The sequence below is a fragment of the Streptomyces sp. NPDC085481 genome (genome assembly GCF_044541845.1).
Taxonomy (GTDB): Bacteria; Actinomycetota; Actinomycetes; order Streptomycetales; family Streptomycetaceae; genus Streptomyces.
In genome coordinates, this window is the sequence record NZ_JBITTJ010000005.1 from 181,212 (window position 1) to 194,018 (window position 12,807).

Below are 12,807 nucleotides of genomic sequence, written 5' to 3' on the forward strand. Positions count from 1 at the left end.
GGGGGCGCTACCGCCCCGGGTGCGCGGCCCGCCACTCCTCCGCGGCCGCCTCCACGTCGAACAACGTCAGGTTCAGCGGCGGGCCGGCCGGCGGGCGGGCCAGGGCTTCGGCGATCCTGGTGTTGATCTCGCCGAGGACGCGGCGGAGCTGGGACTCCGAGGCGGCCGTGCGGGCGGCCTCCGCCGCGTCCTCGGCCGCCTTGCGCAAGGCGAGGGACGGCGGCAGGACCGAGGCGCCCTCGCGGTGCATCTTCTGCTTGACCCACCACAGCTCGTCGTACGGCGCGGTGTCGTCGGCCAGCGGTCTGCCGAAGCCGGGCAGCCGGGAGAACTCGCCGCGCTCGGCGGCTTCGCGGATCTGCTTGTCCACGAACGACTCGAAGCTGACTCCGGGCGGTTTCCGTTCGGTCATGCCATCAAGCGTACAAACACCTACGGAGGGTGATCGTTCGCGTACCCGCCGTGCGGAAGGGGCAACGGCAGGAGCCCCGCTCCGTGCGCATGACGCGCACGGAGCGGGGCTCCTTGGGTACTGCTCTAGAGGTCGCGATCCGTCGACCCGGGCGACTAGGCCGGGGTGACGTTCTCCGCCTGCGGGCCCTTCGGGCCCTGGGTGACGTCGAAGGTCACGGCCTGGTTCTCCTCGAGGGAGCGGAAACCAGCCGCGTTGATCGCGGAGTAGTGGACGAAGACATCCGGGCCGCCGCCTTCCTGGGCAATGAAGCCGAAGCCCTTTTCAGCGTTGAACCACTTCACGGTTCCGGTAGCCATGAGCCCTCCTATGGGCCAAAGGGTCGCCCTGCTCCAGAACCTGCAACCAAGTCTGAAAACTACAAAAGCCTGCGGGTTACATGCTCCGCAGGCTCTGTACTGCAAGGGAAACCAAACTGCAACTTGCGTTGAGCGTAGCACGCAGCGTGCGCGAAGCGGTAGAGGGAAAGATCACGTCACTCGCATGTTTGACGTGCCTCTTACGCGCTGACGTGAGAGGCGCCGGGAGAGGCCCGGCGAGCCCGGCGCGCCGCTGTACGGCCCCGGCGACGTCCACCGTACGAGACGGGTCTAGCCTCGCGATGTGGACAATGCAACCGATGACCACCAGCGCAGCCGGCCCCGCGTCGGACACATTCAGTTCCTGAACTGTCTGCCCCTCTACTGGGGCCTGGCCCGTACCGGAACGCTCCTCGATCTGGAGCTGACCAAGGACACCCCGGAGAAGCTCAGCGAGCGGCTCGTGCGCGGCGACCTCGACATCGGCCCGATCACCCTCGTCGAGTACCTCCGCAACGCGGACGACCTGGTCGCCCTGCCGGACATCGCCGTCGGCTGCGACGGCCCGGTCATGTCCTGCGTGATCGTCTCGCAGCGCCCGCTGGAGCTGCTGGACGGCGCGCGCGTGGCCCTCGGCTCCACCTCGCGCACCTCCGTACGCCTGGCGCAGCTGCTGCTCGCCGAGCGGTACGGGGTGCGGCCGGACTACTACACGTGCCCGCCGGACCTCGGCCTGATGATGCAGGAGGCGGACGCGGCGGTGCTGATCGGCGACGCGGCGCTGCGGGCCTCGCTGCACGACGCGCCGCGGCTCGGGCTCCAGGTCCACGACCTGGGGCTCATGTGGAAGGAATGGACGGGCCTGCCGTTCGTCTTCGCCGTGTGGGCGGCCCGCAAGGACTTCCTGGCCCGCGAGCCGGAGACAGTACGGGACGTGCACCGGGCCTTCCTGTCCTCGCGCGACCTGTCCCTCGAGGAGGTCGCCAAGGTCGCCGAGCAGGCGGCGCGCTGGGAGGCCTTCGACGCGGAGCTCCTCGAGCGGTACTTCCGTACGCTCGACTTCCGCTTCGGGCCGGAGCAGCTCGCCGGGGTGCGCGACTTCGCCCGCAGGACCGGCCCGACGACCGGTTTCCCCGCGGACGTACGCGTGGAGCTGCTCGCGCCCCGCTGAGGGGCGCGCTCGGCCCCGAGGCTCACACCGACGGGATCGGTCCCTGCATCTGCTCGCTGATCCAGGCGATCGACCCGTCGTCCATGCCCCGCATGTAGGAGCGGGCGTTGTGCTCGCCGTCCTGGATGACCTGGAGGCGGGTCTTCACCGGGCCCTTCGTGTACTTCCGCATGAAGGCCCTCAGGTTGGCCATGCCCGACTCCTTGGTGCCGATCTGGAAGGCCACGTAGATCTCGTTCGCCGGGGTGGCGCGCTGCCGCCCGAGCGCGGCGGCCAGCCTCTCCGGGTTGTTCGCCTGCCGCTCGGCCTCGTGGCCCTTCCACAGCGGGGAGTCCGGGACGGTGTCAGGCCCCGAGGCGATGACGGCCTTGAACTTGTCCGGCTTCTGCAGCACCGACTTCAGGCCGACGAAGCCGCCCGAGGACGAGCCCATGAAGCCCCAGCCGTCCCGGGACTTGAAGGTGCGGAAATTGGCGCGGACGAAATCCGGCACGTCCTCGGTCAGCCAGGTGCCGATTCTCGGGCGCCCCGGAATATCGCTCCCGTCGTAGTAGAACTCGGCGTCCGGGTTGAGCACGGGCATCACGACGATGAACGGCAGGCTCTTTCCCTCGTCGGCCCAACGGCTGATGTTCCCCTGGAGGTCGATGCCCTTGCCCGTCCAGTAATTCGTGGGGAAGCCCTTCCCGCCCGGCAGGGCGATCAGAACCGGGAAGCCGCTGTCCGCGTACGTCGGATCGAAATACTGTTTCGGCGCCCAGACCCACACCCGGCCCGAGAATCCCGACTTCTCGCCGTACAGCTCGGTGACACCGATCTTGGTGCCGTCGTCGAGGCTCCGCTGGACCGTGAAGGACGCCTTGGGGCCGGTCGGGAACACCGTCTCGGGCACGGCGGCGCCCGGCCTGCCGCCCGGCTTGTGGCCCGGCCCGTGCTGCTGCACGGCATGCCGCTGCGCCGGCTTGTCGCTTCTCGGCGTGTCGAACGAGACCGGGTCGCCCTCCTCCGAGCAGCCGGCGACCAGCGTGAGCGTGGTGCCGAGGGCGAGGGCGGCCGCGAGGGTCCGGGAGAGGCGGCGACGGTTCATGGCGGGCTCCGGTACTTCGGTCAGTGCCTGGATCGGAAGACGGGGCGGAGGACGGCATCGGAGGACGGGATCGGAGGATTCGGGTCATACGGCGGATTCCGGTGAAGGAGAGGGATCCGGCGGCCGATCGGTTGGCTCGGGACCGGACCGAATCTGCGCGGGGGCGCTGGCGTAGGCTGGTTCGGTACGTTCCGCACCCCTCCGAAAGGGACACACCCGGTGACCGAGAAGGCCGAACTCCAGTCCGTTCTCGACCGCGCCGCCGCGGGTGGCCGGATCACCCCCGAGGAGGCGCTCGACCTCTACCGCTCAGCGCCGCTGCACGCCCTCGGCGCCGCCGCCGACGCCGTGCGCCGCCGCCGGTACGCGGGGACCGAGCACATCGCGACGTACATCATCGAGCGCAACATCAACTACACGAACGTCTGTGTGACGGCGTGCAAGTTCTGCGCGTTCTACGCCCCGCCGAAGGACACCAAGAACGGCTGGACCCGCGACCTCGACGACATCCTGCGCCGCTGCGCGGAGACCGTGGAGCTCGGCGGCACCCAGATCATGTTCCAGGGCGGCCACCACCCCGACTTCGGCGTCGAGTACTACGAGAAGCACTTCGCCGCCATCAAGGCCGAGTTCCCGCAGCTGGTCATCCACTCCCTCGGCGCGTCCGAGGTCGAGCACATGGCCCGCATCTCCGGCGTCTCCGTCGAGGAGGCCATCACCCGCATCCACGCGGCCGGCCTCGACTCCTTCGCGGGTGCCGGCGCCGAGCTGCTGCCGGCCAGGCCGCGCAAGGCCATCGCCCCGCTGAAGGAGAGCGGCGAGCGCTGGCTGGAGATCATGGAGGTCGCCCACGGCCTCGGCGTCGAGTCCACGTCCACCATGCTCATGGGCACGGGCGAGACCAACGCCGAGCGCATCGAGCACCTGCGGATGATCCGCGACGTGCAGGACCGGACGGGCGGCTTCCGGGCCTTCATCCCCTACACGTACCAGCCCGAGAACAACCACCTGAAGGGCCGCACCCAGGCCACGATCTTCGAGTACCTGCGGATGATCGCCATCGGCCGGCTCTTCCTCGACAACGTCGCGCACATCCAGGGCTCGTGGCTCACCACGGGCAAGGAGATCGGCCAGCTGACCCTGCACTACGGCGCGGACGACCTCGGCTCGATCATGCTCGAGGAGAACGTCGTCTCCTCGGCGGGCGCCAAGCACCGCTCCAACCTGCGCGAGATGATCGACATGATCCGTACGGCGGACCGCGTCCCGGCGCAGCGCACCACGACGTACGAGCACATCGTGGTCCACGACGACCCGGCGGACGACCCGGTCGACGACCGTGTGGCCTCGCACATCTCGTCCACGGCGATCGAGGGCGGCACGGCCCACCCCGAGCTGAAGCTGCTGAACGCGAACTGACCCGCCGGTGCTGACCATCCACGTCGCCGAGGCGTCGCCCGAGACCGCCGTCCTGGTCGACGGCGCCCGCATCGCCGCCGTCGGCCCGTACGAGCAGCTGACCGCCATCAGGCCCGAGGCGCGGGTGCGGCGGTGGCCCGGCATCCTCACCCCCGGGCTGCTCAACCCGTACGCGCCCGAGCTGCTCGAGGACACCTACCACCCGGACCCCCGGGAGGCCGCGGAGTTCGGCACCGAGCCGATCACCGGCGAGCGGGCGCGGGAGATCTTCCGGGCCGACGCCTCCCGTCGGGGCGCCTCCGCGCGGCGCGGCGTGCAGCGGCTCCTCGCGCACGGGACGGTCGCCGTGGCCGGGGAACTGCGCGGCCAGGCCGCCGTGGACGCCGTACGCCGGGCCGGTCTGGCCGTCGGCCGCCGCCCCGAGGTGCTCCCCGGGCCCCCGTCCTTCTCGCCGGTGCCGTTGGTGCTGCTGCCCCGGCTCGCGCCGGGCGGGCCGGCCCGCTTCGCCGTCTTCGACGTCCCCGACCCGGCGGCACTGGTCCGCCTGGGCGCGTCGACCTGCGTGGCCACCGTCATCGACGGCCGCCTCGTCCACCGCCGCCGGTAGCGCCCCGCCGGCAGCGCCCGCCGCAGCCCCGCCGGCAGCCTGCCCGGAGCCGACGGCGGGCGGGCCCGCCGGGGCTGCCACAATGGCCGGGTGACCCGAGCTTCCCTGGACAAGCAGCCGCACGAAGTCGCCTCGATGTTCGACGACGTGGCGGCGAACTACGACCTCACCAACGACGTCCTCTCGCTCGGCCAGGACCGGCGCTGGCGCAAGGAGGTCGCCAAGGCGGTCGACGCGCGGCCCGCGCAGAAGGTCCTCGACCTGGCCGCCGGGACCGCGACCTCCTCGCAGCCCTTCGTGCGCGCCGGGGCGTACGTGGTGCCGTGCGACTTCTCGCTCGGGATGCTCCGGGTCGGCAAGAAGAACCACCCGTGGATGCCGTTCACGGCGGGCGACGGCACGAAGCTGCCGTTCCGCGACGACGCGTTCGACGCCGTCACCATCTCCTTCGGGCTGCGCAACATCCAGGACACCGACGCTGCGCTGCGCGAGCTGTACCGGGTGACGAAGCCCGGCGGCCGGGTCGTGATCTGCGAGTTCTCGCACCCCACCTGGGCGCCGTTCCGCACGGTGTACGAGGAGTACCTGATGCGCGCGCTGCCGCCGGTGGCGCGGGCCGTCTCCTCCAACCCCGACGCGTACGTGTACCTCGCCGAGTCCATCCAGTCCTGGCCCGAGCAGCCGGACCTCGCGCAGTTGATGCGGAAGGCCGGCTGGTCGAAGGTGGCCTGGCGGAACCTGACCGGCGGGATCGTGGCCCTGCACCGGGGGTTCAAGGCGTAGCCGCTACTTGGCGTACATGCCGTAGCCGCCGACGCCCGCGTACACCGCGTCGGCGACCTTCCGGTGGACCTTCACGCCGCCCACGGTGTCCGTGGGCGGGGTGAGGACCTGCGTGCCGGTCATCAGCGTGGTCGAGCCGCCGCCGTCGAGGTTGAGCGCGTCGACCAGGGCGAGCTCCTTGGAGTCGAGGAGCGCGGCGAAGGTGCGCAGGTAGTCGCCGTCCTCGCCGGTCTTGGCGGTGAGGGAGACCAGGACCGGGTTGCCCTTGATGTTGGTGGCGAGCGCGGTGCGCGAGTCGGTGCAGATCAGGATCGCGGGGTCCTTGCCCGGCTTCGTGGTGTCGGAGCACGAGTTGGGCAGTTCGGCGGGGATGTCGCCGCTCTTGAGGAGCCGGTGGAACGAGCTCACCACGTCCACGGAGGCGTCCAGCGGGATGTCCCGGCCGAGCGTCACGTCGCGGAGCTTCTGGCCGACGGTCACCCGGTCGTCGCGCACGAGATGGGTGCGCAGCCACTCGGCGCCGGTACCGATGCCCTGGAGGACCCTGCCGCCGGCCGGGACCGTGGTGCCGCCGCGGCCCGCGTGCGCGTCCGTGACGACGCCGTTCGCGTCGAGGACGACCTCGAAGCCGGCGTCGGCGGTCGCGGGGACGCTCGCGCTGATGCCCGGCTTGGGCGTGGTGACCCCGTAGTCGTCGGTGAACAGGACGATCTCGTCGGTGTCGGTGTAGACCAGCGGGCTCGTGCTGATCTTCGTGTCCTCGGCGTCGCGCGCGCAGTGCGGGACGTAGCCGGGGTTGCGGTTGACGTCGTCGACGCGGATGCTCTCGCCGGTCGGCCCGGTCAGCTTCAGCTCGGTGAGGAGCTTCGTGACGTACGGGATGCCGTACTGGATCACGGCCCCGTTGCTGCCCTGTCCGCCGGTCCAGCAACTGGAGCTGTGCAGCACGCCGTCGGTGGCCGTGGCGCTGCTGTGGACCGCGTTCCGTTCGGTCGTGCCGGCCGCCGCGGGCTCCAGCTGGAACAGGCCGCCGTTGGTGCCCGCGTACGGGTGGCGGGCGGCGACGGTGGAGACCGTGGCCAGCTGGTCCGGGAGCGTCTCGGGCGCGGCGTCGTTCCTGCCCACCAGGCTCTCCAGGGTGACCGCCGAGGCGGCGGGGTCGATCTCGACGACCTGGAGGACGCGGGCCTCGATCCGGTTGTCGAGGTTCTGCTCGGTCCACGTGGTCCGGGTGACGCCGGTGGCGACGGTGACCGTCTCGGTCTTCACCCAGTTGAGGGCGAGGAGGCTGGGCGGTTCCTCGACGGCGGGGGCGGCGGCGGCCGAGGTGGTCAGGGCGAGGGCGGCGACGGTGGCGGCGAGGGCCGCAGACGCGCGGTGGTTCCTGGTCACTGGCACTCCGAGGTTCCGTTGACGAGCTCGTGCGAGCGGATGCCGGCGTAGAGGGCGGGCACGGTGGTGCTGTCGCCGCGCAGGACGACGAAGGCGCCGTACTTCTTCTGGTCCGCCGGGTCGGTCCAGCTGCCGGTGTAGGTGGGCTCCGGGTAGAAGCAGACGTGCTTCTGGGTGCGGTTCCAGACCGACTTGGGGGCGGCCTCGGTGCCGTAGCTGTTGCCGTAGTTCTTCGTGGCGGGGTCGGTCGCGGGCAGGTGGACGGTCATCGCGCCCCGGCCGCGCTCCTGGGTGAAGGTGCAGACCCGGTTGTCCGGGCAGCGCTCGTAGCCGGTGAAGCAGTGGGCGCGGGACGGGACCAGCTTGTGGGAGCTGATGGTGCCGTTGAAGAAGGGATCGGTCGCGTACTCGTCGTCGTTGCCCGGCTTGATGGTCTGGAGCCGGCCGCCGTATCCCGCGTCCACGTAGACGCAGCTCCACAGGGCGGTGTTGTTCTTCGCGGAGAGGGTCTTGCCGTCCCAGCTCGCGTCGTAGCTCTCCAGGCTCTGCGCGTCGGTGAAGTCCCGCCGCTCGCCGGTGCCGGCGGTGCCGCTGTAGAGGCACAGCGTGTTCGCCGGGCAGTCGTCGAAGGGCAGCGGGTCGGCGTTCGCGGGCAGGACGAGGAACGCCGAGCAGAAGAGGGCGAGGAGCGCTGTGATCAGCGAGCCGCGCCGTATGTGTGTACGAGTGATGGTCACGCCCGATGATCCCCCATGGAGGGTGGCCCTCCGGACGCTCCCCGACGGGCCCCATAGACTGCCCCGGTACGTCCGTACTTCCGTACCGCCCCCTACCGTCGAGTCTTCGGGAGAATCCGCCGTGACCGAGCAGCCCCTCTCCGAGCACAGCGCAGATGTGATCGTCGTCGGGGCGGGCCCGGCCGGCTCGACCACGGCGTACTACCTCGCCAAGGCCGGACTCGACGTCCTGCTCCTGGAGAAGACCGCCTTCCCGCGCGAGAAGGTCTGCGGCGACGGCCTCACCCCGCGCGCCACCAAGCAGCTGGTCTCGATGGGCATCGACATCTCCGAAGAGGCCGGCTGGCTGCGCAACAAGGGCCTGCGGATCATCGGCGGCGGCGTCCGGCTCCAGCTCGACTGGCCGGATCTCGCCTCGTACCCGGACTACGGACTGGTCCGCAAGCGCGACGACTTCGACGAGCAGCTCGCCCGGCAGGCGCAGAAGGCCGGCGCCCGCCTGTACGAGCGCTGCAACGTCGGCGCCCCGGTCATCGACGACCGCACCGGCCGGATCACCGGCGTCCACGCCAAGCTCGGCGAGGAGAAGCGCGAGGTCACCTTCCACGCCCCGCTGGTCGTCGCCGCCGACGGCAACTCCACCCGGCTCTCCCTCGCCATGGGCCTGCACCGGCGCGAGGACCGCCCGATGGGCGTCGCCGTCCGGACGTACTTCACCACGCCCCGGCACGACGACGACTACCTGGAGTCCTGGCTCGAGCTGTGGGACCGGCGCGGCCCGCAGGACCGTCTGCTCCCGGGCTACGGCTGGATCTTCGGCATGGGCGACGGCACCTCCAACGTCGGCCTCGGCATCCTCGACTCCTCGAAGGCCTTCCGCGAGCTGGACTGGCGCGAGGTCCTGAAGGCCTGGTGCGCCTCCATGCCGGAGGACTGGGGCTTCACTCCGGAGAACATGACCATGCCGATCCGCGGCGCCGCGCTGCCGATGGCCTTCAACCGCCAGCCGCACTACACCAAGGGCCTGCTGCTCGTCGGCGACGCGGGCGGCCTGGTCAACCCGTTCAACGGCGAGGGCATCGCGTACGCCATGGAGTCCGGCCAGATCGCCGCGGACGTCATCGTCCAGGCACACGCCCGCCGGACCCCGGCCCAGCGCGAACTGGCCCTGCACCGCTACCCGAAGGTCCTCAAGGACACCTACGGCGGCTACTACACGCTGGGCCGCGCCTTCGTGAAGCTCATCGGCAACCCGAAGGTCATGAAGATCGCGACCCAGCGCGGCCTGACCCACCCGGTCCTGATGAAGTTCACTCTCAAGATGCTGGCCAACCTCACCGACCCGACGGGCGGCGACGCGATGGACCGCATCATCAACGGCCTCTCGAAGGTCGCCCCGAAGGCGTGAACGAGCGCCGGTAGGCGGTGGGGGAGACCCCGACGGCACGGGTGAAGTGGCGACGCAGGTTCGCCGCCGAGCCCAGGCCGCTCTCCTCCCCGATCCGCTCCACCGGAAGGTCCGTCGACTCCAGGAGCGTCTGTGCCCGCGCCACCCGCTGCCGCAGCAGCCACTGCAGCGGCGTGGTGCCGTGCGCCTCGCGCACCCTGCGGTGGAAGGTGCGCGGGCTCATCCGGGCCCGCCGCGCCAGCTCGTCCACCGACAGCGGCTCGTGCAGCCGCTCCAGGGCCCAGTGGAGCACCGGCCCCAGGCTTTCCTCGTCGCTTCGGGGCACCGGTGCCTCGACGAACTGCGGCTGCCCGCCCGGGCGGTGTGCCGGGACGACCAGCCGCCGGGCCAGTTCGCCCGCCACCCCGGCGCCGAGGTCCTTGCGTACGAGATGCAGGCACAGGTCCAGGCCGGCCGCGGCGCCCGCGCTGGTGAGCACGCGCCCCTCGTCGGTGTAGAGCACCGAGGCGTCGACGGTGACCCGGGGGTGGCGGGCGGCCAGCGCGGGCGCGTAGTTCCGGTGGACGACGGCCCGGTGGCCGTCCAGCACCCCGGCCGCCGCGAGCGCGAAGGCGCCGGTGCACATCGAGACCATGCGCGCTCCCGACGCGTCCGCCTCCCGCAGCGCGGCGACCAGCTCGGCTGGCACCTCCCGGCGGCCCTCGGCGACCGCGTCCGGCACCGACGGCACGATGACCGTGTCCGCGCCCACCAGACCGCCGAAGCCGTGCGTGGCCTGCGGGACCGGGCCGCACACCCGTAGCGCGTACCAGGGGTCGGTCAGGTCGGTGTGCGGCACCCCGAACACCATGGAGACGGTGGACAGCTCGTACAGATCCCACGGCGAAAGGCCGCCCCGTTCGTCGGGGACGAGGACGACGGCCACCACTCCAGCGCTCATCCCACGACCGTACGACAACCGACTGACACCCTGGCAGGAATCGTGCGCAGCGGGTCGGTTCCGCCGCTGTCGGCGCGATCCGCGCGCTGCGAGCGTGGAGCCATGAGCACGAAGCGCACTCCCGTCACCGTCATCGGTCTCGGCCAGATGGGCGCGGCCCTCGCCGCCGCCTTCCTCGCCGCCGGCCACCCCACCACCGTCTTCAACCGCAGCCCCGAGAAGGCCGGTCCCCTCGTCGCCCGCGGCGCCCGCCTGGCCGGGACCGTCGCCGAGGCGGTCGAGGCGAGCGAGCTCGTCGTGGTCTGCGTCCTCGACTACCCGGCCGTCCGCGCCCTCCTCGACCCCGTCGCCGGCTCGCTGCGCGGCCGGGTCCTGGTCAACCTCACCTCCGGCTCGCCCGAGCAGGCCCGCGCGGAGGCCGACTGGGCCGCCGGGCACGGCGCCGGCTACCTCGACGGCGGCATCATGACCACGCCGCCCGGCGTCGGAGACAGCGCCAGCATGATCCTTTACGCGGGTGGTCCGGGGCTCCTCGCCGAGCACCGCGCGACCCTGGAGGTCCTCGGCGACCCGGTCGACCTGGGCGCGGACGCGGGCCTCGCCTCGCTCTACGACGCCGGGCTGCTCGGCCTGATGTGGTCGGTCTTCGGCGGCTGGCTGCACGCCACCGCGCTCGCGGGCGCGGACGGGGTGCCGGCCAAGGAGTTCACGGCGGTGTCCGTGCGCTGGCTGCGCACGGTGTCCTGGTTCCTCACCACGTACGCGGACCAGATCGACGCGGGGGAGTATCCGGGCGACGACGCCACCATCGACGTCCAGGTCGCGTCCATCGCGCACCTGCTGCACGCGGGGGAGGAGCGCGGGATCGACGACCGGCTGCCGCGGCTGCACCTGGAGCTGATGCGGGAGGCGGTGGCGGCGGGCCACGGCGGGGACAGTTACGCCCGGATCATCGAGGCATTCAGGAAATAACGCCCGTATGCGCCCATGAACGGACGAAGGGCCGTCGCTCCCCGAGGAGTGACGGCCCTTCACGCGTGGACGACCGCGGTCGGATCAGAGGAGCCGCACGGCGCCCGACGGCATGTCCCAGTCCAGGGAGCGCTCGACGACACCGGTCGACGTGTTCTGCGCGCCGACGTACTTGCCGCCGCCGACGTAGATGGCGACGTGGTACGAGCCGCTGCGGCTGCCCCAGTACAGGATGTCGCCCGGCTGGAGGCTGCTCAGGGAGACGGAGGTGCCCATGCTCGACTGGTCGTACGAGATGCGCGGCAGGTCGATGCCGGCCTGGCGGTAGGCGGCCTGGACGAGGCCGGAGCAGTCCCACGAGTTGGGGCCGGTGCCGCCGGAGATGTAGGCGTCCCCGATCTGGGCGCGGGCGAAGGCCACGATGGCGGCGGCGGAGCCGGTGGCGACCTGGGAGCTGCCGGTGGAGCTGTCGGCCGAGCCGGAGGAGTCGGAGGACGACGAGGACTTCGCGGAGAGCGAGGTGCGGGCCGCGGTGCGGGAAGCGCGCTCCCGGGCCTCGGCACGGGCCTTCTCGGCCTTCTCGGCCTCGGCCTTGCGGTCCGCCTCGGCCTTGGCCTTCTTGGCGTCCTTGGCGGCCTTCTGCAGGGCGGCGTCTTCCTGGGCCGCGAGGCTCTGGTCGAGGGCCTCCTGCTGGCTCGCCTCGGCGGAGGCGGAGACGGCGCTCGCGAGGTCGGCTTCGAGGGAGCCCAGGGTGGGCATCTCGAGGGTCGTCTCGGTCACCGGCTCGGCGTTCGCCGGCGCGGCGGCGCCGGCCACCGCGAGGGTGCTGAAGACGCCACCGGCAACTCCGGCCCGGAACGCGAGCTTCGAGGCGCTGCGGCGGGGCTTCCGGTGGCTGGGTATGTGAGCGGTGTGGGACATGAGTACAACCGCTATCAGGGCTTCACGGTTCCCTTCAAGAAACGTGGGTTGCGCCACAGTTACGTACGGAACCTCTGAATCCGCTTCTCTGGCGCCCTTATTGACGCCGTAACGGGCAAATCGGGCGCCGCTCATTGCGGCCTTGATCACGGGTTTTCAAGTAAACGTCCGAATTGCCCGTCGCTTACCACCTCTTCACCTCGATGGCCAAGCCCCGTTCTTCCCGGCTCCGCGTGGGTGTGGCGCAGGTCACATCCCTGCTCGTGAACGGGTGCACGCGTCCACCCACGTACGCCAGACCCCTCGACCGGGCGATGGCCGGTTCCTTTATCACTCGTACGCGTCCCGCGACCAATTTGCCTGTACGGCCCAACTCTTGATAACGCAACACCCCCTCCGACCAGCGATTTCCGGTCCGGATGTCACATCTGGTGATCACCTGGGCGCTTCGCGTCGCAAGATCACCGCTCATCCGACTTCATGATCCTTCGTCAGGTGGTGGAGATCACAAAGTCCTTGGTGTACCCCGTGTCGCAGATCACAGAGGGGCGGGCTTAAGATACGCGGCAGTCGGGCTTGTGAACTGCCTCACATGTGGG

13 protein-coding genes are annotated in these 12,807 nt (G+C 71.0%); 6 read left to right on the forward strand and 7 right to left on the reverse strand.

What is annotated here, in order from left to right; all coding sequences use genetic code 11:
- Positions 1 to 7 precede the first annotated feature (7 nt).
- Both ACIGEZ_RS13755 and ACIGEZ_RS13760 read right to left on the reverse strand, forming a co-directional pair.
- Entirely contained in the window at positions 8 to 412 is a 405-nt protein-coding gene (locus ACIGEZ_RS13755) for a DUF1992 domain-containing protein (RefSeq protein ID WP_399830099.1), read from the reverse strand.
- Between the two features lie 155 nt (positions 413 to 567).
- Positions 568 to 771: a cold-shock protein gene (locus ACIGEZ_RS13760; protein WP_399830102.1), complete on the reverse strand. Its 204-nt coding sequence runs from the start codon at positions 769 to 771 to the stop codon at positions 568 to 570.
- A gap of 304 nt (positions 772 to 1,075) precedes the next feature.
- Here ACIGEZ_RS13760 and ACIGEZ_RS13765 point away from each other — a divergent pair, with 304 nt between their 5' ends.
- Complete coding sequence (locus tag ACIGEZ_RS13765) at positions 1,076 to 1,942, forward strand: menaquinone biosynthetic enzyme MqnA/MqnD family protein (RefSeq protein ID WP_399830105.1); 867 nt, start codon at positions 1,076 to 1,078, stop codon at positions 1,940 to 1,942.
- A 22-nt stretch (positions 1,943 to 1,964) separates the two neighbouring features.
- On the opposite strand, the gene ACIGEZ_RS13770 is transcribed toward ACIGEZ_RS13765, so the two are convergent.
- Positions 1,965 to 3,029 carry an alpha/beta hydrolase gene (locus tag ACIGEZ_RS13770; RefSeq protein WP_399830108.1) on the reverse strand — a complete coding sequence of 355 codons (1,065 nt, stop codon included), beginning with the start codon at positions 3,027 to 3,029 and terminating at the stop codon, positions 1,965 to 1,967.
- Between the two features lie 219 nt (positions 3,030 to 3,248).
- Here ACIGEZ_RS13770 and mqnC point away from each other — a divergent pair, with 219 nt between their 5' ends.
- The 3 genes from mqnC to ACIGEZ_RS13785 all read left to right on the forward strand — a co-directional run bounded on the left by mqnC (position 3,249) and on the right by ACIGEZ_RS13785 (position 5,838).
- Complete coding sequence (gene mqnC / locus ACIGEZ_RS13775) at positions 3,249 to 4,448, forward strand: cyclic dehypoxanthinyl futalosine synthase (protein WP_399830110.1); 1,200 nt, start codon at positions 3,249 to 3,251, stop codon at positions 4,446 to 4,448.
- Between the two features lie 7 nt (positions 4,449 to 4,455).
- Positions 4,456 to 5,055 carry an imidazolonepropionase-like domain-containing protein gene (locus tag ACIGEZ_RS13780; protein WP_399830113.1) on the forward strand — a complete coding sequence of 200 codons (600 nt, stop codon included), beginning with the start codon at positions 4,456 to 4,458 and terminating at the stop codon, positions 5,053 to 5,055.
- 90 nt (positions 5,056 to 5,145) lie between these two features.
- Positions 5,146 to 5,838 carry a demethylmenaquinone methyltransferase gene (locus ACIGEZ_RS13785; RefSeq protein ID WP_399830115.1) on the forward strand — a complete coding sequence of 231 codons (693 nt, stop codon included), beginning with the start codon at positions 5,146 to 5,148 and terminating at the stop codon, positions 5,836 to 5,838.
- A 3-nt stretch (positions 5,839 to 5,841) separates the two neighbouring features.
- On the opposite strand, the gene ACIGEZ_RS13790 is transcribed toward ACIGEZ_RS13785, so the two are convergent.
- On the reverse strand, positions 5,842 to 7,230 hold the full coding sequence (locus tag ACIGEZ_RS13790; protein ID WP_399830117.1) for a phosphodiester glycosidase family protein: 1,389 nt from the start codon (positions 7,228 to 7,230) through the stop codon (positions 5,842 to 5,844).
- Positions 7,227 to 7,967: a peptidase inhibitor family I36 protein gene (locus ACIGEZ_RS13795; protein ID WP_399830119.1), complete on the reverse strand. Its 741-nt coding sequence runs from the start codon at positions 7,965 to 7,967 to the stop codon at positions 7,227 to 7,229. The genes ACIGEZ_RS13790 and ACIGEZ_RS13795 overlap by 4 nt, the downstream gene beginning before the upstream one ends.
- 121 nt (positions 7,968 to 8,088) lie before the next feature.
- Here ACIGEZ_RS13795 and ACIGEZ_RS13800 point away from each other — a divergent pair, with 121 nt between their 5' ends.
- Positions 8,089 to 9,375 (forward strand): geranylgeranyl reductase family protein, encoded by a 1,287-nt coding sequence (locus ACIGEZ_RS13800; RefSeq protein ID WP_399830121.1) that lies wholly within the window; start codon positions 8,089 to 8,091, stop codon positions 9,373 to 9,375.
- Here the strand turns inward: ACIGEZ_RS13800 and ACIGEZ_RS13805 are convergent.
- A complete protein-coding gene (locus ACIGEZ_RS13805) occupies positions 9,341 to 10,315 on the reverse strand; it encodes a GlxA family transcriptional regulator (protein ID WP_399830123.1) in 975 nt (324 codons plus the stop codon). The two genes, ACIGEZ_RS13800 and ACIGEZ_RS13805, sit on opposite strands and share 35 nt — an antisense overlap.
- Positions 10,316 to 10,417: 102 nt before the next feature.
- Between ACIGEZ_RS13805 and ACIGEZ_RS13810 the strand changes: the two genes are divergently transcribed.
- Positions 10,418 to 11,287, forward strand: coding sequence for an NAD(P)-dependent oxidoreductase (locus ACIGEZ_RS13810; protein WP_399830125.1), 870 nt, complete (start codon positions 10,418 to 10,420; stop codon positions 11,285 to 11,287).
- A gap of 84 nt (positions 11,288 to 11,371) precedes the next feature.
- Here ACIGEZ_RS13810 and ACIGEZ_RS13815 read toward each other — a convergent pair whose 3' ends face one another.
- Entirely contained in the window at positions 11,372 to 12,208 is an 837-nt protein-coding gene (locus tag ACIGEZ_RS13815; protein WP_399830128.1) for a C40 family peptidase, read from the reverse strand.
- Positions 12,209 to 12,807: the final 599 nt, after the last annotated feature.